Origin of the sequence: Rhodococcus sp. MS16 (assembly GCF_013277795.1) — a bacterium.
Classification (GTDB): Bacteria; Actinomycetota; Actinomycetes; order Mycobacteriales; family Mycobacteriaceae; genus Rhodococcus_F; species Rhodococcus_F globerula.
Window position 1 is genome coordinate 871,733 of the sequence record NZ_VBTM01000003.1, and the last position, 22,452, is coordinate 894,184.

Annotated in this window: 26 protein-coding genes; 7 read left to right on the forward strand and 19 right to left on the reverse strand. The window is 61.7% G+C overall.

What is annotated here, in order from left to right; all coding sequences use genetic code 11:
* Nucleotides 1–73: 73 nt before the first annotated feature.
* Together FEZ60_RS09095 and FEZ60_RS09100 are read left to right on the forward strand one after the other, a co-directional pair.
* Nucleotides 74–595: a DUF4352 domain-containing protein gene (locus tag FEZ60_RS09095; protein WP_172935941.1), complete on the forward strand. Its 522-nt coding sequence runs from the start codon at nucleotides 74–76 to the stop codon at nucleotides 593–595.
* Nucleotides 592–1,068, forward strand: a complete 477-nt coding sequence (locus FEZ60_RS09100) for a hypothetical protein (RefSeq protein ID WP_045068321.1) — start codon at nucleotides 592–594, stop codon at nucleotides 1,066–1,068. Before FEZ60_RS09095 ends, FEZ60_RS09100 begins: the two co-directional genes overlap by 4 nt.
* Here the strand turns inward: FEZ60_RS09100 and FEZ60_RS09105 are convergent.
* Both FEZ60_RS09105 and FEZ60_RS09110 read right to left on the reverse strand, forming a co-directional pair.
* Nucleotides 1,043–1,477 carry an OsmC family protein gene (locus FEZ60_RS09105; RefSeq protein ID WP_007726950.1) on the reverse strand — a complete coding sequence of 145 codons (435 nt, stop codon included), beginning with the start codon at nucleotides 1,475–1,477 and terminating at the stop codon, nucleotides 1,043–1,045. The genes FEZ60_RS09100 and FEZ60_RS09105 overlap by 26 nt on opposite strands.
* Before the next feature lie 63 nt (nucleotides 1,478–1,540).
* On the reverse strand, nucleotides 1,541–2,752 hold the full coding sequence (locus tag FEZ60_RS09110) for a TetR/AcrR family transcriptional regulator (protein WP_172935942.1): 1,212 nt from the start codon (nucleotides 2,750–2,752) through the stop codon (nucleotides 1,541–1,543).
* Between the two features lie 242 nt (nucleotides 2,753–2,994).
* Here FEZ60_RS09110 and FEZ60_RS09115 point away from each other — a divergent pair, with 242 nt between their 5' ends.
* Together FEZ60_RS09115 and fadD5 are read left to right on the forward strand one after the other, a co-directional pair.
* The gene (locus FEZ60_RS09115) at nucleotides 2,995–3,771 is read left to right on the forward strand and encodes an enoyl-CoA hydratase (RefSeq protein ID WP_045069609.1); all 777 of its coding nucleotides are present in this window, start codon (nucleotides 2,995–2,997) and stop codon (nucleotides 3,769–3,771) included.
* Between the two features lie 17 nt (nucleotides 3,772–3,788).
* Entirely contained in the window at nucleotides 3,789–5,378 is a 1,590-nt protein-coding gene (gene fadD5 / locus FEZ60_RS09120) for a fatty-acid--CoA ligase FadD5 (RefSeq protein ID WP_045068318.1), read from the forward strand.
* A gap of 68 nt (nucleotides 5,379–5,446) precedes the next feature.
* Here fadD5 and FEZ60_RS09125 read toward each other — a convergent pair whose 3' ends face one another.
* The 4 genes from FEZ60_RS09125 to FEZ60_RS09140 all read right to left on the reverse strand — a co-directional run bounded on the left by FEZ60_RS09125 (nucleotide 5,447) and on the right by FEZ60_RS09140 (nucleotide 10,674).
* The gene (locus tag FEZ60_RS09125) at nucleotides 5,447–5,926 is read right to left on the reverse strand and encodes a nucleoside deaminase (protein ID WP_033236332.1); all 480 of its coding nucleotides are present in this window, start codon (nucleotides 5,924–5,926) and stop codon (nucleotides 5,447–5,449) included.
* A gap of 82 nt (nucleotides 5,927–6,008) precedes the next feature.
* A complete protein-coding gene (locus tag FEZ60_RS09130) occupies nucleotides 6,009–8,552 on the reverse strand; it encodes an ATP-dependent Clp protease ATP-binding subunit (protein WP_033236331.1) in 2,544 nt (847 codons plus the stop codon).
* Nucleotides 8,553–8,860: 308 nt separating this feature from the next.
* Nucleotides 8,861–9,769, reverse strand: coding sequence for an alpha/beta fold hydrolase (locus tag FEZ60_RS09135; RefSeq protein WP_033236330.1), 909 nt, complete (start codon nucleotides 9,767–9,769; stop codon nucleotides 8,861–8,863).
* Between the two features lie 20 nt (nucleotides 9,770–9,789).
* Complete coding sequence (locus tag FEZ60_RS09140; RefSeq protein ID WP_172935998.1) at nucleotides 9,790–10,674, reverse strand: alpha/beta fold hydrolase; 885 nt, start codon at nucleotides 10,672–10,674, stop codon at nucleotides 9,790–9,792.
* A gap of 324 nt (nucleotides 10,675–10,998) precedes the next feature.
* Between FEZ60_RS09140 and FEZ60_RS09145 the strand changes: the two genes are divergently transcribed.
* A complete protein-coding gene (locus FEZ60_RS09145; RefSeq protein ID WP_172935689.1) occupies nucleotides 10,999–11,376 on the forward strand; it encodes a hypothetical protein in 378 nt (125 codons plus the stop codon).
* Between the two features lie 80 nt (nucleotides 11,377–11,456).
* On the opposite strand, the gene lysS is transcribed toward FEZ60_RS09145, so the two are convergent.
* Genes lysS through FEZ60_RS09160 form a run of 3 tightly spaced genes read right to left on the reverse strand, consistent with a single transcriptional unit; the run spans nucleotide 11,457 to nucleotide 14,313 of the window.
* The gene (lysS, locus tag FEZ60_RS09150) at nucleotides 11,457–12,968 is read right to left on the reverse strand and encodes a lysine--tRNA ligase (protein WP_033236329.1); all 1,512 of its coding nucleotides are present in this window, start codon (nucleotides 12,966–12,968) and stop codon (nucleotides 11,457–11,459) included.
* Nucleotides 12,969–12,979: 11 nt separating this feature from the next.
* A complete protein-coding gene (locus tag FEZ60_RS09155) occupies nucleotides 12,980–13,483 on the reverse strand; it encodes an anthrone oxygenase family protein (protein WP_172935943.1) in 504 nt (167 codons plus the stop codon).
* Complete coding sequence (locus FEZ60_RS09160) at nucleotides 13,480–14,313, reverse strand: NAD(P)H-binding protein (RefSeq protein WP_172935944.1); 834 nt, start codon at nucleotides 14,311–14,313, stop codon at nucleotides 13,480–13,482. Before FEZ60_RS09160 ends, FEZ60_RS09155 begins: the two co-directional genes overlap by 4 nt.
* A gap of 80 nt (nucleotides 14,314–14,393) precedes the next feature.
* Between FEZ60_RS09160 and FEZ60_RS09165 the strand changes: the two genes are divergently transcribed.
* Nucleotides 14,394–15,371 (forward strand): AraC family transcriptional regulator, encoded by a 978-nt coding sequence (locus FEZ60_RS09165; protein WP_172935945.1) that lies wholly within the window; start codon nucleotides 14,394–14,396, stop codon nucleotides 15,369–15,371.
* Here FEZ60_RS09165 and FEZ60_RS09170 read toward each other — a convergent pair.
* The 6 genes from FEZ60_RS09170 to FEZ60_RS09195 form a co-directional block, all read right to left on the reverse strand.
* Nucleotides 15,332–15,754, reverse strand: a complete 423-nt coding sequence (locus tag FEZ60_RS09170) for a rhodanese-like domain-containing protein (RefSeq protein WP_092806033.1) — start codon at nucleotides 15,752–15,754, stop codon at nucleotides 15,332–15,334. The genes FEZ60_RS09165 and FEZ60_RS09170 overlap by 40 nt on opposite strands.
* A gap of 2 nt (nucleotides 15,755–15,756) precedes the next feature.
* Nucleotides 15,757–16,269 (reverse strand): cysteine dioxygenase family protein, encoded by a 513-nt coding sequence (locus FEZ60_RS09175; protein ID WP_033236326.1) that lies wholly within the window; start codon nucleotides 16,267–16,269, stop codon nucleotides 15,757–15,759.
* Between the two features lie 277 nt (nucleotides 16,270–16,546).
* Entirely contained in the window at nucleotides 16,547–17,362 is an 816-nt protein-coding gene (locus tag FEZ60_RS09180) for a type III pantothenate kinase (RefSeq protein ID WP_033236325.1), read from the reverse strand.
* 2 nt (nucleotides 17,363–17,364) lie between these two features.
* Nucleotides 17,365–17,811: an aspartate 1-decarboxylase gene (gene panD / locus FEZ60_RS09185; protein WP_033236324.1), complete on the reverse strand. Its 447-nt coding sequence runs from the start codon at nucleotides 17,809–17,811 to the stop codon at nucleotides 17,365–17,367.
* Nucleotides 17,812–17,839: 28 nt separating this feature from the next.
* Nucleotides 17,840–18,772: a pantoate--beta-alanine ligase gene (gene panC, locus FEZ60_RS09190; protein WP_172935946.1), complete on the reverse strand. Its 933-nt coding sequence runs from the start codon at nucleotides 18,770–18,772 to the stop codon at nucleotides 17,840–17,842.
* Nucleotides 18,765–19,706, reverse strand: a complete 942-nt coding sequence (locus FEZ60_RS09195) for a DUF2520 domain-containing protein (RefSeq protein WP_033236322.1) — start codon at nucleotides 19,704–19,706, stop codon at nucleotides 18,765–18,767. The genes panC and FEZ60_RS09195 overlap by 8 nt, the downstream gene beginning before the upstream one ends.
* On the opposite strand from FEZ60_RS09195, the gene FEZ60_RS32875 reads away from it, so the two are divergent.
* Nucleotides 19,687–19,812, forward strand: coding sequence for a hypothetical protein (locus FEZ60_RS32875; RefSeq protein WP_255285245.1), 126 nt, complete (start codon nucleotides 19,687–19,689; stop codon nucleotides 19,810–19,812). The two genes, FEZ60_RS09195 and FEZ60_RS32875, sit on opposite strands and share 20 nt — an antisense overlap.
* Nucleotides 19,813–19,825: 13 nt before the next feature.
* Here FEZ60_RS32875 and FEZ60_RS09200 read toward each other — a convergent pair whose 3' ends face one another.
* From FEZ60_RS09200 to folB, 4 genes are all read right to left on the reverse strand, one after another.
* The gene (locus FEZ60_RS09200) at nucleotides 19,826–21,031 is read right to left on the reverse strand and encodes a DUF6779 domain-containing protein (RefSeq protein ID WP_202025796.1); all 1,206 of its coding nucleotides are present in this window, start codon (nucleotides 21,029–21,031) and stop codon (nucleotides 19,826–19,828) included.
* Nucleotides 21,032–21,101: 70 nt separating this feature from the next.
* The gene (locus tag FEZ60_RS09205) at nucleotides 21,102–21,569 is read right to left on the reverse strand and encodes a DUF3180 domain-containing protein (RefSeq protein WP_033236378.1); all 468 of its coding nucleotides are present in this window, start codon (nucleotides 21,567–21,569) and stop codon (nucleotides 21,102–21,104) included.
* Between the two features lie 17 nt (nucleotides 21,570–21,586).
* Nucleotides 21,587–22,090: a 2-amino-4-hydroxy-6-hydroxymethyldihydropteridine diphosphokinase gene (folK, locus tag FEZ60_RS09210; RefSeq protein ID WP_033236320.1), complete on the reverse strand. Its 504-nt coding sequence runs from the start codon at nucleotides 22,088–22,090 to the stop codon at nucleotides 21,587–21,589.
* Nucleotides 22,087–22,452 carry a dihydroneopterin aldolase gene (folB, locus tag FEZ60_RS09215; protein ID WP_033236319.1) on the reverse strand — a complete coding sequence of 122 codons (366 nt, stop codon included), beginning with the start codon at nucleotides 22,450–22,452 and terminating at the stop codon, nucleotides 22,087–22,089. The genes folK and folB overlap by 4 nt, the downstream gene beginning before the upstream one ends.

A 22,452-nucleotide genomic window follows, 5' to 3' on the forward strand; every position in this document is an offset into this window, starting at 1 on the left:
TCTTTCGGCTGACGCGAAAGGCATCCCGGACATCGTTGACTAGTGCCATACCCGCTCTCGAAAGGCACCCATCATGCGATCACTCCGCACTCCCCTCGCCGTCCTCGCCGTCGGCGCAGCCCTGTTCGCAACCATCGCGTCAGGCGAAACCGATGAAGCGAAGAAGGTCGACGACAACGGTTCGTCCGCCGCGCCCGCGCCCGCTGCCGCTTTCGGTATCGGTGACGTCGTCGAACTCGGTGACTGGCGCGTTCAGGTACACGGCGTTGTCGATCCGTACGTCTCGACCAATCAGTTCATCACCGCTGATCCCGGAAACCGCTACGTCGTGGTTGACACCGAGGTCACCAACAACAGTGACAAGCCCGCCGCGGTGTCGTCGATGATGTGCTTCGAACTGCAGGACTCGGCAAACAAGTCGTACAACATCACGTTCACCGACAGCAACACGTCGAGCGTCGACGGAGAGCTAGCGCCGGGTGCGGCCAAGCGCGGTGAATTGTCGTATGAGGTCCCCGAAGCCGCCACCGGTCTGCGTTTGCAGTTCAAATGCGATCTGTTCTCGTCCGGCTCGGCAACCATCAACCTGTCGTGAGGCGTCCGGGCGATCTGCTGCTGAGTCCGTGGGCCCTGGTTTCGGTGGCGATCATTCTGATCAACGACCACGTGCTCAAGGACGCCTTCGGAAACACGATGACGGGCAAGCTGTCCGACATAGCCGGTGTGTTCCTGTTTCCACTGCTTCTGCTCTCGGTTCTCGAGGTGCCCAGACGCAGCCTGGTGGGGCGAGCAGCGATCGCCTGGTCCATCGCAGTCACGGGAATAGGCTTTGCCGCCGTGAAAATGGTTGCGCCGGTTGGCGACGCGTACGAGTGGGTGATCGGATTTCTCCGTTGGGCCGCAGCAGGATTACGCGGAAACCTCTTGCCGATCCTCGTCGTCCGCGATCCTTCGGATCTGTGGGTGCTCCCGATACTGCTCGCGAGCTACCTGGTGATCAGAGGTGCTCGAGCGCCGAAAACGGCGCCCGAGCACGAGAAGATCAGTCCAGCGCTGCATCCAATGTGATGTCGACGCCTGTCAAAGCCTTACTGACCGGGCATGTTTCCTTTGCGGCCTGGGCTACCTTGGCAAAACCGTCGGCGTCGAGGCCGTCGACCTCGGCGCGAACGGTGAGCTTGATTCCGGTCAGCTTGAAGCCGACCGTGTCGGGGCCCAACGAGACATCCGCCGTGATGTCGAGGCTCTGCGGAGTTCCCCCGGCCTCGGCGATGAGCGCTGACAACTGCATCGCGTAGCAGGACGAATGTGCCGCGGCGATCAGTTCTTCTGGGCTGGTGGTTCCGCCGGCTTCCTCAGCTGCTCGTTTGGGGAACGACACGTCGAATGTCGCGACTCCGGAACTGGTGAGTTCCACCTGCCCCGATCCGGCTTCCAAGGTGCCGTTCCAGGCAGTGCGTGCGGTACGAGTTGGCATTGGGTGTCCCTACTTCCGTCTGCGGATTGTGTGAAACGCCTTGCCACTCGAACTTACCCGCGACTATCCGAGAAGTGTCACCGACAGAAGTGCCGCGACGCGTTCGGCTTCCGCGAATCGGACGACGCGGCCGACATCGAGAACCAGTCCCAGCGCCGCGTGAACAAGAAATCGAGCCGACGCGACAGTGAGTTCGGGCCGGGCGTCGACGCACAGGTGCGCCCACTCCTCGACATTGCGTCGCTGAATCTTCCGTAGCTCCTTGCCGGCATCGGCAGGGAGATTTCCGACTTCCGCGAAATAGACGGCAAGCAACTCACTCTGAGCGAAGAAGACGGCAACGTACAGCTCAGCAAGTGTGTGCACAGCCTGGCGCGGAGTCTCGGATTCTGCCAGGGCGGAGCCCAACGTGACGGTCAATTGTTCGGACACCCGATGAAAGGCTGCGGCCAGTAGGTCTGCCTTGCTCGGAAAATGCCGGTACACACTCGATGCGGTGATCCCGGCGGCGGCTCCGATTTCCTCGATGCTGACCTCGTGATACCCACGTTCATGGAAAAGCTGCACCGCTTCGCGAAGCAGCACTTCACGTTTCGATGTACGTTCGAGTCCTGGAATCGTATTGACGCCTTGCAAAGGCACTACCGACGAGGCTCGCCGCGGGAGTTCCATATCGATCACAGACCAGCAGGCGGAGAGCATCAAGGACTCGATCTGCTTGGGCGGCAACGCCGATCGATGCCCCGTGACACTACCGATCACACTCAGAATCGCTGCCGTGACGAGGTCGAGATCGGCACGACCGAGCTCCGGGCGGACCGCAGCCAACGGCTCTGACACCCGCAAGCGCAACGCCACCACCTCCAGGCGCAGGTTCTCGCGATCCACCTTCTCGAGGTAGCGGCCTTCCCAACGATAGAGCCCGCCCCGACGCCGATTCTCGAGGGTGACACCGATGACCGCGACCATGACGGCTTGCAACTGTTGCCGTGGATCGTCGCTCTCGCAGTGCGCGGAATCGGCCGCATCGAGCAGTGCCCGAGACAAGTTTTCGACCGCGTGAACGAACAGTGCGTATTTGGTGGGGAAATGGCGGTACAGCGCGGGACCGGACACGCCGACGGCAGACGCTATGTCGTCGATACCCACCGCGTGGTACCCGCGCTCACTGAACGCCTCGGCTGCAACCGCCGCGATCTGAGCCTTGCGATTCTTCGGCCGCGTACGCGAAGTGGATTCATCGCCACGTGCCACGACGCGTGTCCGTCCGGGCATGAATCCCTCCATTCGTTTCACAGCTACCGTATCGGATTCTCCGAACACCCTTGACACTGCCACTCGAGGTGTTATGTTAACCGCTATTCGCACAATCTCGCAGATAGATTCACCACTGAAGAGACCCTCCTGCGGCACGAGTTACGGCCTACGCCAAGGGAACACATTTCGCCAGATCAACCGTGAGAAGGAAGCTGTGTGCTGATGATTCGCATGTGTTGTACCGTTTTCCCGAGTTCGTCATGACCTCGTCCGAAGCGGGTCTCCTGACGGAACTCGACAACGGCATTCTGCGTTTGACCTTCAACCGCCCCGAACGCATGAACGCAGCCGACTTCGAGACCATGAAAAGTCTCATCGACGCTGTTACCGACGCCGGCGACAACCCGGATGTGCGCACCATCGTCATCACCGGAGCAGGCCGCGCCTTCTGCACGGGAGCAGACCTCGCAGCTATCACAACCAATCCGACAGATCCCCAGATCGTCATGGACACCGCAAACACCGTGATTCGCGCTATCACCAGCACCTCCGTGCCCGTGATCGCCGCAGTCAACGGACCTGCCGCAGGTGTAGGCGTCTCCATCGCCCTCGCCGCAGACCTGACCTATGCTGCCGAAAGTGCCTACTTCCTCATGTCTTTCGTCAACATCGGACTGATGTCAGACGGCGGCGCCAGCGCATTGATTCCGGCAGCGATCGGCCGGGCGCGTGCAGCCGAGATGCTTCTGCTGGGTGAGCGTCTATCCGCTACAGATGCAGCGCAATTCGGGCTCGTCTCCAAAACCCTTCCCGACGATCAGTTCGCTGCACACATCGAGTCCGTCGCGAAGCGCACCAGCGCAGCGCCCCGTCGTGCTCTCCAACTCACCAAAGCCGCACTGAACGCCGCAACACTCGATCGCATCGACTCCGCTCTGGAACTCGAAAAGACCGGTCAAGCAGAACTTCTTGTCGGAGCCGACTTCGCCGAAGGCGCGACCGCAATGCTTCAGAAACGCGCACCCCACTTCAAGTGATTGAGAGGAAACAGTAGATGCCCTCCACCGATACAGCGTCCGAGGTACAGCGCCTGCGACGCACCAACTGGAACAATCAGGTTGCCCGCCACGCGCAGATGATCCCGGGCCGCATCGCGCTGCGATTCCAGGGCGATTCCATCACCTGGAGCACGCTGAACGAGCGCGTCGAAAAACTGGCAGACGCGCTCTCCCGGCGCGGCGTCAGTTTTGGTGACCGCGTTCTGATCCTGATGCTGAACCGCCCCGAGTACCTCGAGATTGTTCTCGCGACCAATGCGTTGGGCGCGATCGCTGTCCCGGTGAACTTCCGACTGACCCCACCTGAGGTCGCCTACCTTGTCAACGACTCGGGCTCCAAAGTCATTGTCGCGGAGGGCCCGTTGGCTCCGTTGGCCGGCGCAGCCCGCGCAGCGTCCGAGGGCATCGACATCTCCATCACGGTGGGCGCACCCGCTGAGGGCGACAGCTTGAACTACGAGGACTTGATCAGCGAACCGGGTGAACCTCATGCATTGATCGACATCCCGGACGACACACCGGCTCTCATCATGTACACCTCGGGAACCACAGGACGCCCCAAAGGTTCCGTGCTCTCGCATTCCAATCTCTCGTCACAAGCGTTGACCTGCATTCGTGCCTTCCACCTGTTCAACGAGGATTCCATCGGCTTCTGTGCGTCGCCGATGTTCCACATCGCTGCCCTCGGTTCCATCGCCCCAAGCCTGCAACTGGGCACTACCACGGTGATCCACCCGGTTGGCGCATTCGACCCGGGTCAGCTTCTCGATATCCTCGAAGCCGAGAAGGTCACCAGCTTGTTCCTCGTGCCCGTGCAGTGGCAGGCGGTGTGTGCAGTTCAGAAAGCCCAACCTCGAGCCCTCTCGCTCAAGAACATTTCCTGGGGTGCCGCCCCGTCGTCGGACACGATCTTGCGGGCGATGGCCGAAACCTTCCCTGATGCGTTCAACGTCGCAGTCTTCGGGCAAACCGAAATGTCTCCCATCACTTGCGTACTCGACGGCGATGACGCCATCCGTAAGCTCGGTTCAGTCGGCCGGGTCATCCCCACCATCTCGGCTCGCGTCGTCGACGAGAACATGGATGACGTGGCACCCGGCGAAATCGGGGAAATTGTCTACCGCGGACCCACAATGATGAGTGAGTACTGGAATAACCCCCAGGCCACCGCAGATGCCTTCCACGGCGGGTGGTTTCACTCCGGCGACCTGGTCCGTGTCGACGACGAAGGATTTGTGTACGTCGTCGACCGCAAGAAGGACATGATCATCTCCGGCGGCGAGAACATCTACTGCGCCGAGGTCGAGAACGTTCTGTACGAACACGAATTGATAGTCGAAGCCGCGGTCGTCGGGCGTCCCGACGCCAAGTGGGGCGAGGTACCGGTAGCGATCATCGCGATGACCCCCGGTTCAACCGTGGACCTGACCATCGAGGAGCTGAGCACCTTCCTCAATGATCGCCTGGCACGGTACAAGCACCCCAAGGACATCATCGTCGTGGAAGCCCTGCCGCGCAATGCAAGTGGCAAGGTAGTCAAGGGCGAACTGCGTGAACAGGCTCGGGCTGTAGACGTAGTGTCCTGAACGTCATGTCCTGAACGTCATAGAGCGGGCGGCATCTCGATCGAGAGGTGCCGTCCGTTTGCGTGTCGTCAGGCGCCGCGTGAATGCAGCATGCGGTGCAGTTCGCGGACCTCATCGACCAGCTCCGGAACCGGCCCTTCCACCGGAAGATTCGGCGCAACCTCGTTGATCGGGAGGGATCGTACCGGCCCCGAGGCCACTCCCCACTCCGTAAGCCATTCACTCAACTGCGCAGACGAACACACGTACACGATCCGGCCCAATCCCACCCAGGCATGAGCAGCCGAACACATCGGACAATGCTCGCCGGAGGTGAATACCGTTGCCGTAGAGCGCTCTTCCGTCGTCAGATACTGCGCGGCCCACCGCGCCAACTCGAATTCCGGATGTCGTGTGCTGTCGCCTCCCGCAATTCGGTTTCGATCTTCCGCGAGGAAAGTCCCGTCAGCGGCAGCAAGTACCGATCCAAACGGTTCGTCGCCTTCGTCCAATGCCTCTCGCGCCAATTCGACACAACGTCGCAGATGGCCCATCTCGATCTCGTTCATGAATATGCTCTCTCCCCGTGATACACAAAACGGGCGGCACCGGTAAGGGTGCCGCCCGTTTTCGTTTACAGCTCTGTACTACTTACTCTGCGGCGCTTTCACTCTCGCCTGCCTTGGACAGTTCGATCGGCGGTGCGTCCGGCACGTCGATCGGCTTCTTCGTAGGCGTGAACGTGAACTTCGCGTCCTCGCCCGAGCCTTCGCCGTCCCAGCCTTCGACGTCGACGAGCACGATGTGTCCCGGTCCGATCTCTCCGAAGAGGATCTTCTCGGACATCTGGTCCTCGATCTCGCGCTGGATGGTGCGACGCAGCGGCCGCGCACCCAGTACCGGATCGAATCCGCGCTTGGCCAGAAGCGACTTGGCCTTGTCGGTGACCTCCATGGCCATGTCCTTGTTCTTGAGTGCCTTCTCGACGCGAGCAAGCATCAGGTCCACCATCTGAACGATCTGCTCGTTCGTGAGCTGATGGAACACGACGATGTCGTCGATACGGTTCAAGAACTCGGGGCGGAAGTGCTTCTTCAGCTCATCGTGCACCTTGAGCTTCATCCGCTCGTAGTTCGAGCCGGTGCCCGTTCCCGAGCTGAAGCCCAGGCCGACAGCCTTGGAGATATCCGACGTACCGAGGTTGGACGTGAAGATCAGCACCGTGTTCTTGAAGTCGACGGTACGACCCTGACCGTCGGTGAGACGGCCGTCCTCGAGCACCTGCAGGAGGGTGTTGTAGATCTCCTGGTGTGCCTTCTCGATCTCGTCGAACAGCACGACGCTGAACGGCTTGCGACGGACCTTCTCGGTGAGCTGGCCACCCTCTTCGTATCCGACGTACCCGGGAGGGGCACCGAACAGACGCGAAGCGGTGAAGCGGTCGTGGAACTCGCCCATGTCGATCTGGATCAGAGCGTCGTCGTCGCCGAACAGGAAGTTAGCGAGCGACTTCGCGAGCTCCGTCTTACCGACACCGGACGGGCCGGCGAAGATGAAGGAGCCCGAGGGACGCTTGGGATCCTTCAGACCTGCACGCGTACGACGGATCGCCTTCGAGACGGACTTGACTGCCTCTTCCTGGCCGATGATCCGCTTGTGCAGTTCCTCTTCCATACGGAGCAGACGAGTGGTCTCCTCCTCCGTGAGCTTGAAGACGGGGATGCCGGTCCAGTTGCCCAGAACCTCGGCGATCTGCTCGTCGTCGACCTCAGCGATGACGTCCAGGTCGCCCGCACGCCACTGCTTCTCACGCTCAGCGCGCTGAGCAACGAGGGTCTTTTCCTTGTCACGCAGGTTCGCGGCCTTCTCGAAGTCCTGCGCGTCGATCGCGGACTCCTTCTCGCGACGCGCGTCGGCGATGCGATCGTCGAATTCGCGCAGGTCCGGCGGTGCAGTCATCCGACGGATGCGCATTCGCGCGCCCGCCTCGTCGATGAGGTCGATCGCCTTGTCCGGCAAGAAGCGGTCGTTGATGTAGCGGTCGGCCAGCGTCGCAGCTGCCACGAGAGCACCGTCCGTGATGGACACACGGTGGTGAGCCTCGTAGCGGTCACGAAGACCCTTGAGGATCTCGATGGTGTGCTCGACGGTGGGCTCGCCCACCTGAACGGGCTGGAAACGACGCTCGAGTGCGGCATCCTTCTCGATGTACTTGCGGTACTCGTCGAGAGTGGTGGCACCGATGGTCTGCAGCTCACCGCGGGCAAGCTTGGGCTTGAGGATGGAGGCCGCGTCGATAGCGCCCTCAGCCGCGCCCGCACCCACGAGAGTGTGCAGCTCGTCGATGAACAGGATGATGTCGCCGCGGGTGTTGATCTCCTTGAGAACCTTCTTCAGGCGCTCTTCGAAGTCACCGCGGTAACGGCTGCCGGCCACGAGCGACCCGAGGTCGAGCGTGTACAGCTGCTTGTCCTTGAGGGTCTCGGGGACCTCACCGTTGACGATTGCCTGAGCCAGGCCCTCGACAACAGCGGTCTTACCGACACCGGGTTCACCGATGAGGACCGGGTTGTTCTTGGTACGACGCGAGAGAACCTGCATGACACGCTCGATTTCCTTCGAGCGGCCGATGACCGGGTCCAGCTTGCCTTCGAGGGCAGCTTGCGTCAGGTTGCGACCGAACTGGTCGAGCACGAGCGAGGTGGACGGCGTGCCGGCCTCTCCGCGAGTGCCACCGGTTTCGGTGGGCTCTTTGCCCTGGTAGCCCGACAGCAGCTGGATGACCTGCTGGCGGACACGGTTGAGATCGGCACCGAGCTTGACCAGAACCTGGGCTGCAACGCCCTCACCCTCGCGGATGAGACCGAGCAGGATGTGCTCCGTACCGATGTAGTTGTGTCCGAGCTGCAGCGCTTCGCGCAGACTCAGCTCGAGGACTTTCTTGGCGCGCGGTGTGAAGGGGATGTGACCGGACGGAGCCTGCTGGCCCTGGCCGATGATCTCCTCGACCTGGCTGCGGACTCCCTCGAGGGAGATACCCAACGACTCCAACGACTTGGCGGCAACACCTTCGCCCTCGTGAATGAGGCCGAGGAGGATGTGCTCCGTACCGATGTAGTTGTGGTTGAGCATCCTGGCTTCTTCTTGAGCCAGGACAACAACGCGCCGCGCGCGATCGGTGAACCTCTCGAACATCGCTCTCCCTCACACTCTCCGGCGGGCAGGTTCGAGACCGGATGTCTCGTCCCTGGTCGCCGCGTTTCGCTCCGGCACTACAGACTGATCGCCTCGCCGGTCAGCAGACATGGCGTCTACGAATCGACTGAGGTTGCACGACCCCACTTATTACTCTAGAGGGCGCGAAGTCCACCTGCTGCTCCTCCACCCGATTGGCAGGGGATACCGGCTTACTTACATCTCACAACGTCGCAGCTCCGGCAATCGTTTCCCACTTCCTGTACGCCTGAAGCGAACAGGTACGTATATCGAGTTCGGCGCTGAGATCAGCCGATAATCGGGAGCACTCGATCACACGGGATTTCACGGGTCGTCGACGGATCGAGTGCCGCCAGCGTCAACGCTGCCGTTCTCTGTGACGCCACCACGGCAATGTGGTCCGACCGGTCCTGCGGGCAACCATCCTGCACCACGATGTTGGACGCATTCGACGCCGCGAGTATTCCGCTGGTGTACGGAACCACTACTTGGTCGTAGCGAGTCACGATATTGGAGTACTCGACGGTGTCCGCGTACACGCCGGCGTCACGCAGCTCGGACACAAAGCTCGCGTTGTCGAAATCCGGACCGCCGACGCCTTTCGGCGGACCGACGTCGGAACCGTTCCACAGCGGGGCTATCGACACGATCTTCGAGACCTTGTCGTCACCGCCTGAGAACTTGGCGTAGTACCCACTGACGGTCGTCCCCTGCGAATGTCCGACGAGATCGACTTTCGAGGCACCCGTCGCCTCCAGTACTCCGTCGACGAAGTCCGACAACTGCTGTGCACTCTCCGGCAGCGGCGCGAGGCCACCTGCAGCCGACAACGGCCATGGCAGGTCGGATCGGTTCCCGAACGTGAGTGCAAAAACGCAATAACCCTCGTTCGCGAGAACCGGCGCAAGTACCGCCCAGTTGGTCTGACGGTTTGCCGCGGTTCCGTGGACGAGGACCACGGGATCCGGATGCGCCACCGAAGGCGTGCACGAGTAGTTGTTGGTTCCCGGCACTGATCCCCCCGGGTCGAGCGCTTCCAGCGCAATCCCGCTGGCGAAACCGAACGGAACAGGCAGTGTTGAAGTGACAGACGGTGTAGTCACGGGCGGCGTATCCGCCGACGCACGTTCCGGCGCGGCAGCAGCCCCCAGTACTGCTGCCGCAACCGCCGCGCAGGCTAGTGCCCGTATGCCCATCGCACGCCTCCATGCTCTGCTCAACCCACGATGGGCCACACCGGATGACACGGTACCGGTCGCGGGTGCGATGGATCGAGCGCATTGAGAGCAAATGTCGCGGCGCGCAGCGATGCCGCGATGGCGAGGTGATCGGAGATGTCTTGCTCACAACCGTCCTGGACAACAATGTTGGTGGCGTTCAGCCCAGGCTCGAGACCATTTGTGTACGGAAGAACCAGCTCGTCGTATCGCGTCGTGATGTTCGTGTAGTGAACACCCGACGCGTAGACGCCACCGGCACGAAGATTCTCGATGAACTCCGATCCCGCGCCCATGTTCAAGCAGGCTTTACAGATCGGGAATCCGGCCTGCGCTGCCTCGGACACCCCGAGATCACGCATGGTGCGCCCGATGCTGACCTGCTCGTTTCCGAGCGTTCCCTTCCACAGCGGCGCAACCGAGATGATGTTGTCCACATTGTCGGCGCCACCGAGGAACTTCGCGTAATACCCGTTGATGATCGTGCCCTGCGAATGTCCGATCAGATCTACCGACGACGCTCCGGTAGCACCAAGAACCTGATCGACAAAACTCGACAATTGCGCTGCACTGGAAGGTATTTCCTGCATTCCACCGATCGCCGACAGCGGCCACGGCTGTTCCGGAAAATTGCCGTAGGTCAGCGCGAAAACGCAGTAACCCTCATTGGCGAGCAATGGCGAATAGGTAGCCCAGTTGGTCGCCCGGTTGCCGGCCGTACCATGCACGAGCACAACGGGATTCGGATGTTCAGCAGTCGGCTTACACGAAAAGTCGTTGGATCCGGGAGCCGAACCACCAGGATTCCCCAACTCCTGGGGAACGCCGGCAAGAAACGCACTGGGAACGGGCAACGGTGCCTGCGCCGACGCCATCGACCCCATCCCGACGAGGATCGCCGCCGCGAGTACAACTCCCCCGAAAATCCCAGTTCTGCGCACGATCGACTCCTCTGACGGCAGATACAAACCGTGCAGACGCTAACAAACTAGAACGCGTTATCAATCGCTTTTCGGAAAACGCGCCCACAATGTGCTGATTCAACCCTCTGGATCGGCCACCACCGAAGATCGATGTGGAACCCGGCCAACCTCAGCCTATCGCCACCAAATTCGGTCTCACCTATGACATTCCACCCGATTGGCGAAATAACTCAGACTCAGTCGCCGGGTGGACCACCACTGAGGACACCATTATCTTTGGCGCACTTGGGGACAACCGGTCGCAACGGCGTCGACATCGACACCGTCGCACAAGGATGGGTCCACAAAGCCGATCTCATTTTTTCCGACAAGCACGGCACCCACGCCACCATCGCCTACAGAGAACCAACTCACTTCACCATTTCCGGACGCCCCGCTGTCCGATACACCGCAACCGCCACCAACATCCCCCCAGACAACGAATGCGACCCGTCATCAGCAACATTCGACATCGTCGCCACACCTGGATACGCCACGGCGGAAGTGATGATCTTCCTGATCCAGTCAGATCAGGGTCACCCCGAGTCCCTCGACAAGGCAGCGATCGACCAGATCATCTCGACGATCCGAAAGTCGGAGACCACGGACGCAACAGTTCGTTGAACTGGCGGGCCCGAATCCGTCGGGGAACAGAAAAAGGGTTCGACCACAACAGTGTGCGGTCGAACCCTTTTCAGGAAAATCTAGCGAGCAGACGGACGCACGATCGGGAACAGGATCGTCTCGCGGATTCCGAGACCGGTGAGCGCCATCAGTAGTCGATCGATACCCATGCCGGTTCCCGTGGTGGGCGGCATGCCCTGCTCCATGGCGGCAAGGAATTCCTCGTCCAGCACCATTGCTTCGTCATCGCCGGCCGACGCGAGGCGCGCCTGATCGACAAAACGCTCACGCTGGATGACCGGGTCGACCAGCTCGGAGTAGCCTGTCGCCAGCTCGAATCCGCGAATGTAGAGGTCCCACTTCTCGGTGACACCCTTCTTACTGCGGTGATCACGAGTCAGGGGCGACGTCTCGACCGGGAAGTCCCGCACGAACGTCGGCACGTACAGCTGATCGCCGCACTGGTGCTCCCACAGCTCCTCGACAAGCTTGCCGTGGCCGTAGCCCTTGTCCTTGGGAACCTCGAGGCCGACCTTCTCCGCCAAGGCGAGAAGCTCGTCGACCGTCGTATCCGGCGTGACCTCGGTGCCGATGGCAGCCGACAGCGACGGGTACATCTCGAGAACCTGCCACTCGCCACTGACGTCGTACTCGGAACCGTCGGCGAGGGTGAGGACCTGCGTGCCGAATGCTTCCTGCGCAACTTCCTGGACGAGCTCACGAATCATCTTCGCGGAATCGTCGTACGTGCCGTAGGCCTCGTACGTCTCGAGCATCGCGAACTCGGGCGAGTGAGTGGAGTCGACGCCCTCGTTGCGGAAGTTGCGGTTGATCTCGAAGACCTTCTCGATACCGCCGACGACGCAACGCTTGAGGAACAGTTCCGGCGCGATACGCAGGTACAGGTCGATGTCGAGGGCGTTGGAGTGCGTGACGAACGGGCGAGCTGCCGCGCCGCCGTGCAGCGTCTGCAGCATCGGCGTCTCGACCTCGAGGAAGCCGCGGCTCTCGAGCGCATTACGCAGCGCACGGACAACAGCGACACGCTTGCGGGCGTTGTCCCGAGCCTCGGGCCGAACGATCAGGTCCGCGTAGCGCTGACGCACACGGGACTCTTCACTCATTTCCTTGTGAGCGACCGGCAGGGGACGCAGCGCCTTGGACGCGATCTGCCACGCGTCGGCCATCACGCTGAGCTCACCCCGACGGGAGCTGATGACCTCACCGTGGATGAAGACGAAGTCGCCGAGGTCGACGTCCGACTTCCAGGCGGCCAGTGCCTCTTCGCCGACGCCGGCGAGGCTGATCATGGCCTGCAGCTGGGTACCGTCGCCCTCCTGCAAAGTCGCGAAGCACAGCTTGCCGGTGTTGCGCATGAAGATGACGCGGCCGACGACGCCGACAATCACGCCGGTAGCGGTGTCAGCTTCGAGTTCCGGGAACTCGGCACGGATCTGCGCCAAAGTATGCGTGCGATCAACCGAGACGGGGTACGCCTCCTGCCCCTGCGCCAGGATCCGCTCACGCTTCTCGCGCCGGATACGGAGCTGCTCGGGGGTGTCGTCGACTGGCTGGGCTTCTACATCACTCACGGGGTACAAGACTACTGGGCCGTGTCCACCGCGTTTGTTGCTGGTAGCACCGCGGCCACCGCGAGCACGATTCCCGACAACAGGTACAGCCCAACCCTGACGTGATTCCATATCGTCCAACCGGCCTCGTACGACGACCATGCGCCTGCGTCGGTAGCCCTGACCGAGGCAAAAGCGTCGTTGCGTGGGACGTGGTAGATCGCTGTCACCGCGAAGGACGCGAGCACCCCGACGCAACCGACAACAGCGAGCACCCAACCGTCCGGTCTCGAGATCGATGCCCAGATTCCGGCGGCGATCGCGGTGAGCGCCGATCCGACGAGGGGCAGCATCAAGGCGCTCCGCGGTGCTTCGACGTTGATCGCCTGCATCGACGTGATCGCGGCGTGTGCATCGACCGACCGCAGAGCGGGCATTACGAAGGATGAGAACGCGAACAACGCGCCACCGGCAACGAGTGCGCCGAGCGCAGTCACGCCGACGAGCAACTCCAAGAAGATCTCGGATTTCTTCACGACCAGACCCCCGTTCGAGCAGCCTCGGCGGCAAAAGTGGTGAAATCTCGAGCGGGTCGTTCCAGGACCTCTTCGACGACGCCGGTCACACTTTGATTTCGTCCGTCGAGAACCTCGGCAAACAGGTACGTGAGCAACTCGACGACATCACTCGGGACGCCAACTTCTTCCATGCCGTCGGAAAACTGTTGCAGTCCAATCGTTTCGAATGACACCGCACGCCCCGACGCCGCCGAAATCGCCTCAACGGCCTCCGCGAAGGTGAGCAACTCCGGACCCGTCACCTCGAGAACTCGGCCGAGGAGGTCGGTCCGAGTCAATGCGGCCACCGCCACATCGGCGAGATCGTCGACGTCGATGAACGGCTCCCCCACCCCGCCTACCGGAAGTTCCAGGTGGCCTTCCCGAATCGGATCGAGTAGATACCCCTCGCTGAAGTTCTGGGCAAACCAACTGGCCCGCACCACAGCCCATTCCAGACCGCTGTCGGCCAGAACCTGCTCGGCTTTCTGCGCCGCCGGTTCACCGCGCCCGGACAGGAGCACCATGCGACGAACCCCTTCGCTGTACGCAAGCTCCGCGAGTTCCTCGATGTGGGTGCTCGATTCCGGCACTGCGAGGTCCGGCGCATAGGTCACGTATGCCGCTTCGACACCGGACATCGCGGGCTGCCACGTCGTCTGATCGTTCCAGTCGAAACGCGTCCCGGATGTTCTCGACGCGATTCGGGTACGGATTCCCACCGCCGTCAGCCTCTGCGCAACGCGCGCACCGGTCTTGCCGGTACCACCGATCACCACTGCCGATTGAATGTCGCTTGTTGTAGTCATGAACTCATTCGATCGCGCGGAGGCAATACGATCCATAGCTGAAGGTCGCAAAAACATACGTCAGCGTCTACCGTCCAATCATGGATGCATTGTCGATGATGCTGGCCGGATCGCGGGCGGAGGGCGCTTTTCTGCTGCGCTCGCTGCTCGATCCGCCCTGGTCATTAAGTATCGAGGACCACGCACCCGTCACCGTGCTGATTCTGGTTCGCGGCACCGCAGTCGTCGTCTCGGACACCGGACAGACCGAGAACCTCGAGGCCGGCGACATTGCACTCCTGCGCGGCCCCGACCCCTATACGGTCGCCGATCACCCGGGCACGCCAGTCCACGTACTCATCGACGAGGCACAAAACTGCGCCGCAGTCGACGGATCGCCACTCGAGGACATGTCAGTTCTCGGCGTTCGCACCTGGGGCAACTCGACCAGTGGCCAGACCGTCATGCTCACGGGCACATACCGTTTGGACTCTTACGTCAGCGGGCAGATTCTCGACAGCCTGACACCCGTCGCGGTAGTCCGTCGCAGCATGGAAACCACGCCGATGACGACGCTTCTGGAACAACAAATCGCCGCGGACGGGCCAGGACAGGAAGTGTTGTTGGACAGGCTCCTCGACCTGGTTCTGATCTCGGCGGTCCGTACCTGGTTCGCGGCGAACCCGGATCGATCACCGCGATGGATCAAGGCCTACGAGGATCCCATCATCGGGCATGCCTTGCGGCTCATACACAATCGGCCGGAACACCCCTGGACGGTCGCGGCTTTGGCCCAGGAAGCCGGCTGTTCGCGAGCCGCCTTCGCGCGCCGGTTCACCGGTCTCATGGGGATCGGACCGGTTGGCTACCTGACCGAGTGGCGCTTGTCGGTGGCGGCAGATCTGCTCGCAGACCCGGCACGAACGGTGTCGTCGATCGCGCGAGAAGTGGGTTACTCGAGCCCCTTTGCCCTCACAACCGCCTTCACCCGACATCACGGGGTGAGCCCGAAAGCGTTCCGGCAAACCCGCCGGCCGCCTCAGTGGGCGGAAACCGCCGCCAACTCACGGGTGCAATGACGCACTCCGCTGAGCGCACCGAGCAAGCCCGCAGCCTTGATCGCCTTGTATCCGCCAACCAGATCGGTGGCGTTACGCAGGCCGAGTTGCTGCAACGACGCAGCGGCCAGACTCGAGGTGTAGCCCTCCGAGCAGACGATCACCCACTCGACGTCGTGGTCGGTGGCCAACGCGAGGTGTGCGCTGCTGGTGGGGTCGAGTCGCCACTCGAGAACGTTCCGCTCGATCGCGAGTGCGCCGGGAAGAGTTCCCTCGATGGCGCGCTGCGCCTGCGGGCGAATGTCGACGAAGATCGCCCCGCGATGAAAGGCTTCGGTGAGCTGGAAGACGTACATACGATCGATCTGTGCGCGAGCGTCGTCGAGCATTTGGTCGATAGTCATTTTCAAACTCCCTCGGGCTGGTCGGTCAGCTCGGTACGTGTGCGACGAAGTGTGTTGTTGTCCGTGACTTCGTAGTAGGACATTGCCGTCAATGGCGGCGAGTAGGCATGGACGCTCAAAGTCGGTGAATCAGAGCTTATTTCGATCTTCGATCCGGGCTGCGGCGGTGTCCATACGACGTCGTGTACCCACCCGAGCTGGAATGCCGCCTGATCGCCGGCGTCGAGCTGACGCTCCACCAATTCTTCACCGGCCCAGCGATATTCGGTGAGCGAACCACTGAGAACCGTGAGTGCCCCGAAAGAACCTGCGTGGTCGTGTAATTCGGTGTTACGTTCCGGAACCCAGCTGATGAGCCAGACGTCGACGTCGTCGTCGGCATACAAGCGAGTGGACCACCGCTCGACGGTCGGGAACGCCTCGGGAATGAGGTGATCGAAACGTCCGTCGAGAACACCGTTTGCACCCTCGTCAGTGAGGCGCAGAAGATCAGCGGGACGCAAGCGGGTGGGCAACGAAGCCCGGTTCTGACGTCGTCCGGACGAACCGCGATTAGCACCGTTACCTGCGGAAACACCACGACCAGATGCAAGAGTAGGGGTCAAAACAGAGAGATCTGCAGAATATGTGGGTAGCACGAGCTAGCTCCAAGGAGATGTGAATTGGTCAAGGCAGCGGTCAGCCTCGACAACACTCCTGAGCACTCATGCAGCGATTCACGTTGACCATTGTGGCACAACTTCTGCGATCGCGAAACCTGTGGAGAGAATTCCCTACGTCACACATGGACGGTCACGCTATCGGCCGTCGACCCGATCCCCTACGCGCCTGATTGCGCTCGAACACCAACCGCAACCCCTCGAGCGTGAGATCCCGTTCGAGGTGCTCGATGGTGGCGGACTCCGGAATGATCAGCGGTGCACTGTCTCCCGTGGCGATCACCGCGACGTCCAAGCCACCGAACTCCGGCAACTCCTCACGAACGCGTCGTACCAATCCGTCTACAAGACCGGCAAAGCCGAACACCGCTCCTGACTGCATGCACTCCACGGTGTTCTTTCCGACCACCGAACGCGGACGCACCAATTCCACTTTCCGCAGTGCGGCAGACTGCGACGCCAAGGCGTCGGTCGAGATCTCGAGGCCCGGCGCAATACAGCCGCCCAGAAACTCACCCTTGCCCGACACGACGTCGATACACGTCGACGTTCCGAAATCGACAACGATGCAGGGGCTCTCGTAAAGATAATGCGCAGCAAGGCTGTTCACGATCCTGTCGGCACCCACCTCTTTGGGATTGTCCACCAGCAGCGGCACTCCGGTTCGCACACCTGGTTCAACCACAACGTGCGGAACATGTCCCCAGTACCGCCCGAGCATCACGCGAATCTCACGCAGCACCGACGGTACCGTCGACAACGCCGCGACACCGGTGATCTGATCGACATGCTGCCCCAGCAGCCCGCGGAAGGTCAACGCCAATTCATCAGCCGTCATCCGCGGATCGGTACGCATCCGCCAGTCCTGCAACAACTTCGAATACTCACCAACCCCGGAGAACAATCCCAGAACGATGTTGGTGTTCCGCACGTCGACCGTGAGCAGCACGGTTAGACCAGACTGGATTCGCGCTCGGCGTCCAGGGTCGACAGCATACGAGGAGTGATCAGACCGGAACCTTCGGGTGCGTGCGCTGGGTCGGAACCAAGTTCCACCTGGTTGTTGTCGGCGTCGACGAACACGACTCGCGGGTTGTACTCCTTGACTTCCTGCGCGTTCATCACGCCGTACGCGATGAGGATCACGAGATCGCCCGGCTTGACCAGATGCGCTGCCGCACCGTTGATTCCGATGACACCGCTGCCGCGCTCACCCGCAATGACGTAGGTCTCGAGGCGGGCACCGTTGTCGATGTCCACGATGCACACCTGCTCACCTTCGAGCAGATCGGCGGCATCCATCAGATCCTCGTCGACCGTGACCGAGCCGACGTAATGCAGATCGGCGTGAGTCACCGTCGCGCGGTGGATCTTCGACTTCATCATGGTGCGAAACATATCCAAGGTCCTTTACTCGTGAGGGGGCTCAGTGAGACAGCAGGTCGTCAACAGCGTCGGCGGAAGGGTCGGTGTCACGTTCGAGGAATCCGGTTCCCACCGCGACTCCCACGTTGTCGATCAACCGGGTGGTGCCGAGCTTGGCGGCCACCAACAGTCGGCCGTCGCCGCGCTCCGGGGCGGGTCCGAGATCAACACCACGAACTTCGAGGTAATCGACCTCGATCTCGGGCACCGCGGTCAGAACGGCGCGCGCAGTCTCGAGGATCGCTTCCGCACCACCGGCGGCAGCATGAGCGCCGGCGATCAACGCCGCCGACAATGCCACGGCCGCGGTCCGCTGGCTCTCGTCGAGATAACGGTTGCGGGAAGACAATGCAAGTCCGTCGAACTCGCGGACCGTCGGAACACCGATGATCTGCACGTCGAAGTTGAGATCCCACACCATCTGACGGATCAGCGTCAGCTGCTGGTAGTCCTTTTCCCCGAAGTACGCGTGGTTGGGAGCCACGATCTGCAGCAGCTTCGCCACCACCGTCAGCATGCCTGCGAAGTGCGTCGGGCGGGCGCCGCCTTCGAGTTCGCTGCCCAACGGACCCGGCATTACTGTCGTGCGCTGACCGCGCGGGTACATCGTCTTCGCGCTCGGCGCGAACACCAACTCGACGCCCTCGGCCCGAAGCAGATCGAGGTCCGCGTCGAGGGTGCGCGGGTACGCGTCCAGGTCCTCGCCCGCACTGAACTGCAGCGGATTCACGAAGATGGAGACGACGACAACCGCTCCCGTGATCTTGGCCTGACGAACCAACTCGATGTGCCCCGCGTGAAGAGCGCCCATCGTCGGAACCAACGCCACCTGGCGACCCACTCCGCGCAAGGCCTTCGACACACGCCGAATCATGTCCGGCTCGTGGTGCACTGTCAGTTCGCCGCGCTTGTATCCGCCCTGCAAATCACTCACGACGGTCACCTCCCGTTTCAGTCAAGATGTCGAACAATGTGGTGGGGGCGCCCACCCGCTGGGCCGATCGCAAGGACATCGCTCGATATCCGGCTGCAAGCTCCGGGTCGAGATCCGTCAGTACTCGTAAATGTGTCTCGACAGCCGCGGCATCACCGCGAGCCACCGGACCCGTCAATGCCGACGGGCCGCGTCGTAATGCGTTGTCCAAGGCAGCGGAGAGAAGTGGCTGCAAAACCCGCTCTGCAACTCCTCCGGGATCGCCGTCGATCAACTGCTGACCGAGCAGCTCATCTCCCTGCAACGACGCGCGCAGCGCCTCGACGGCATCCACCACCAGCGTGACGAGGTGATTACTGCCGTGCGCCAATGCAGCGTGGTACAGCGCACGGTTCTCCTCGCGGACCCGAACCGGTTCGCCGCCGATCTCGAGGACCAGCGATTGAGCGATCGCGTACCCGATGTCATCTGCAGCGGTGATCCCGAAGCACGCCGACGACAACCGTGCGGTGTCCTCGTCATGCCCGGTGAACGTCATCGCCGGATGGATAGCCAATGGCAGCGCGCCCAGTTCCGTCAACGGAGCCAGGATCGAAATCCCGTTGGCACCGGATGTGTGGGCCACAAGTGTCCCTGGCTTGACTGCGTTCGTAGCTGCCAGGCCCTTGACCAGATCCGCCAGTTGATCGTCCGGAACTGCAAGAATCAACAATTCCGAACGAGCTGCAACATCGGCGGCAGGCAGGATCTCGGAATCGGGCAGTCGTTTAGCCGCCCGCGCAACTGATGCCGCAGAGACAGCAGAGCATGCGCCGACAATGTGTCCAGCGCGCTCGAGTGCGGCGCCTACAGCAGTTCCGACCCGCCCTGCCGAGACAATTCCAACCGTCAATCGCGCAGGCACAGGTCCGTTAGTGATCCCGAAGGAAGTCACCGGATTCCTCTCGTTCGTTCCAGTCCCGCTCTGCGGGTACCAGACGTTCTTCGACGAGGATATCCCCCGCGCCAGACGCGACGCTATGGACGAGCGAGTGATCTAGGACTCAACGGCTCTCAATCTTCACGGCGCCGACGACGCCCCGAGCCTTCCGCCGGATTCGCAGAACTGAGATTTGCCATGATCTCGGCCACCGTCAAACCGTTGGAGTGAGCACCGCTGTCGGCACTGTCTGGGACTGCGCGACGCCGACGACGTGGTTCCTCCGTGGGTTCGGATGGTGGCTCAGGAGCACTGCTTGCAGGTGTGACAATTGGCTCAGGAGCACTGCTTGCAGGTGTGACAATTGGCTCAGGAGCACTGCTTGCAGGTGCGACTACTGGCTCTTCGACAACTTCGGCGACCACTGGCTCTTCGACTACTTCGGCGACTACCTCGACCACTTCTTCGACTACTGGCTCGTCAACGACCGGCTTGGCGACCGGCTTGGCGACAGGCTTGGCGACAGGCTTGACGGTCTCAGGCTTCACAACTGCAGGCTTCGCGATCGGCGGCGTGACAACCACAGGCTTCACTGCGGCAACAGCAGGCTCACGGTTCTCGCCGCGCTGCGCACCTTGCGCCTGCTGCGAATTGCGTTTGACCTGAGCATCTTTCACTGCCGCATTCTTCGCAGCTACCTCGCGCCACGCGACTTCCTCGAATACGACGGTGGTTTCGGCGGTGACCGGACCGTCGTTCGGCGACGCCAACCCACCTACCTGAGGGCTCGGGGAATTGGTGGCGTTCTGACCGGCACCGGGTACGTACAGGCCCGATGCTGCGGGTTGATATGCGCTGTAGGAACCGCCGCCGAGTTCTCCAACGCGCGTCGAGTCGGCCTTCAAAGCCGGGCGTTCGGGGAGTAATCCACCGTCGAAGAGCGCTTCGAGATTGCGTCGCAGCGCCACCAATTCTTCGCGAAGTGCCGACAGTTCTGCCGAGTCGGTGCCGACTTCGCGGCGGATACGACTTTCGACACTCAACTCGTATTCGCGTCGAGCGGAAATCTCACGCTCCAGCTGCAGCTCGTACACGGTCTGCAAATCCGCGACCTTTGCTTTGTCGAGCGCCGATTCGCGGCGGTACTTCGTCATCGCGATCGCACCCAGCGTGGCTGCCCAGAGCGCCACCACCAGTCCGACACGAAGGAGTTGAACACTGTTACTGAAGATCAGAAACAGTGATGCAATGACGGCGAGAGCAAGAAGACCGGCAACGATCATCTGGCTCGCGCTGCGCTTGCTACGGCGCGCAGACTTCGATCGACCAGAATTCGTCATGGTTGCCAGGGTACTTGTCGAGAGCGCAGGTGCCATGGACCTTACCCATGCGATTCGCCTACCGCAGCGCTCAGTGCGCCGGCTCGTCAGGTGTATCTTCTGGCGTCTTACAACAGTGTTCGAGCCACAGCGCGGCTGCTACCAGCGCAATTGCTGCACCAAGTCCGACCCACGCCCCCGGCGTGTCCTCGGCGGCAGCTTTCAAAACGGATCGTTGTGGGATCAGATACACCAGTGCTCCGATCCACACCCCGGTGGTAGCTGAACCGACCAGTACTGACGCTTTTGCGAGCGCGAGGGCCCGTGCCGCAGCGATCGGGTGCAGTTGTCGATAACCGTCGCCGATCTGGCTTCCCTTGATCCGGGACCGAATGACAAACGCGAGGATCACCTCGGCGATCGCGGCCAGATACAGCGACGCGCCCGCGTACACCGGGATGGGCGGCATCGAACCGTAGAACACACGAATCAGAATCCAGGTGGCAACCGCGGCCACACCGGTCAAAACCAGTAGCTCGCTGATTTTTGTCGGTTTCATGCCCCGATCCTGTTCGGTCACCGAATCAGCACCGAATCCGTGACGCGAACTCCGTCGCGCTCCGAGCGATCGAGGTTCGCGAGCACCTGCGCAACAGCCCGAACCTCCTGATCGACCATCAGGGTTGCACCTGGTTCGACGTCAAGCCAGGGAATGAGTACAAAGGCCCGCAGATGTGCCCGCGGGTGCGGCAGCGTCAGCTCCGGATCAGCACTGACAATTCCTTCACAATCCACCACGTCGACGTCCAAGCTCCGCGGGCCCCATCGCTGATCACGCACCCGATCGGCGTCTTCCTCGAGTTTGCGCGACCGCAGCAGCCAGTCGTAGCTTCCGGCCGTCGGATCGTCCACGAGTAGGACGGCGTTGAGAAAATCCTGCTGTTCGACGCCACCCCACGGCGCGGTCGAATACACCGGTGACACAGCCACTACGGCGTCTCCGAGACCGTCGACCGCAGATTGCAAATGGGCCAGGCTATCGCCGATGTTCGAGCCGATCGACAGAACGGCCCGAGTCATTTCTGCCTCGTCCGATGAGCAACGACAGCAACGTCTGCGAACACGAGTGGGATCGGTGCCGACGGCTTGTGGACAACAACTTCGACGCTCTGCACCCGCGTATCCGTCATGACGTTGTCGGCGATCTCGGCAGCAACGGTTTCGATGAGATCGCGTGACGGTCCACCGACAATCGCTGCGGCAGCCTCGGCCAACTCGCCGTAGTGCAGCGTGTGTTCGAGATTGTCCGACGCGGCTGCCGGGGCCAAGTCCATCCACACCGTGATGTCGATGAAGAAGTCCTGACCGTCACGCTTCTCATGGTCGAAAACACCATGATTGCCACGGACTTTCAATCCTCGTAACTCGATCCGATCGCCCAT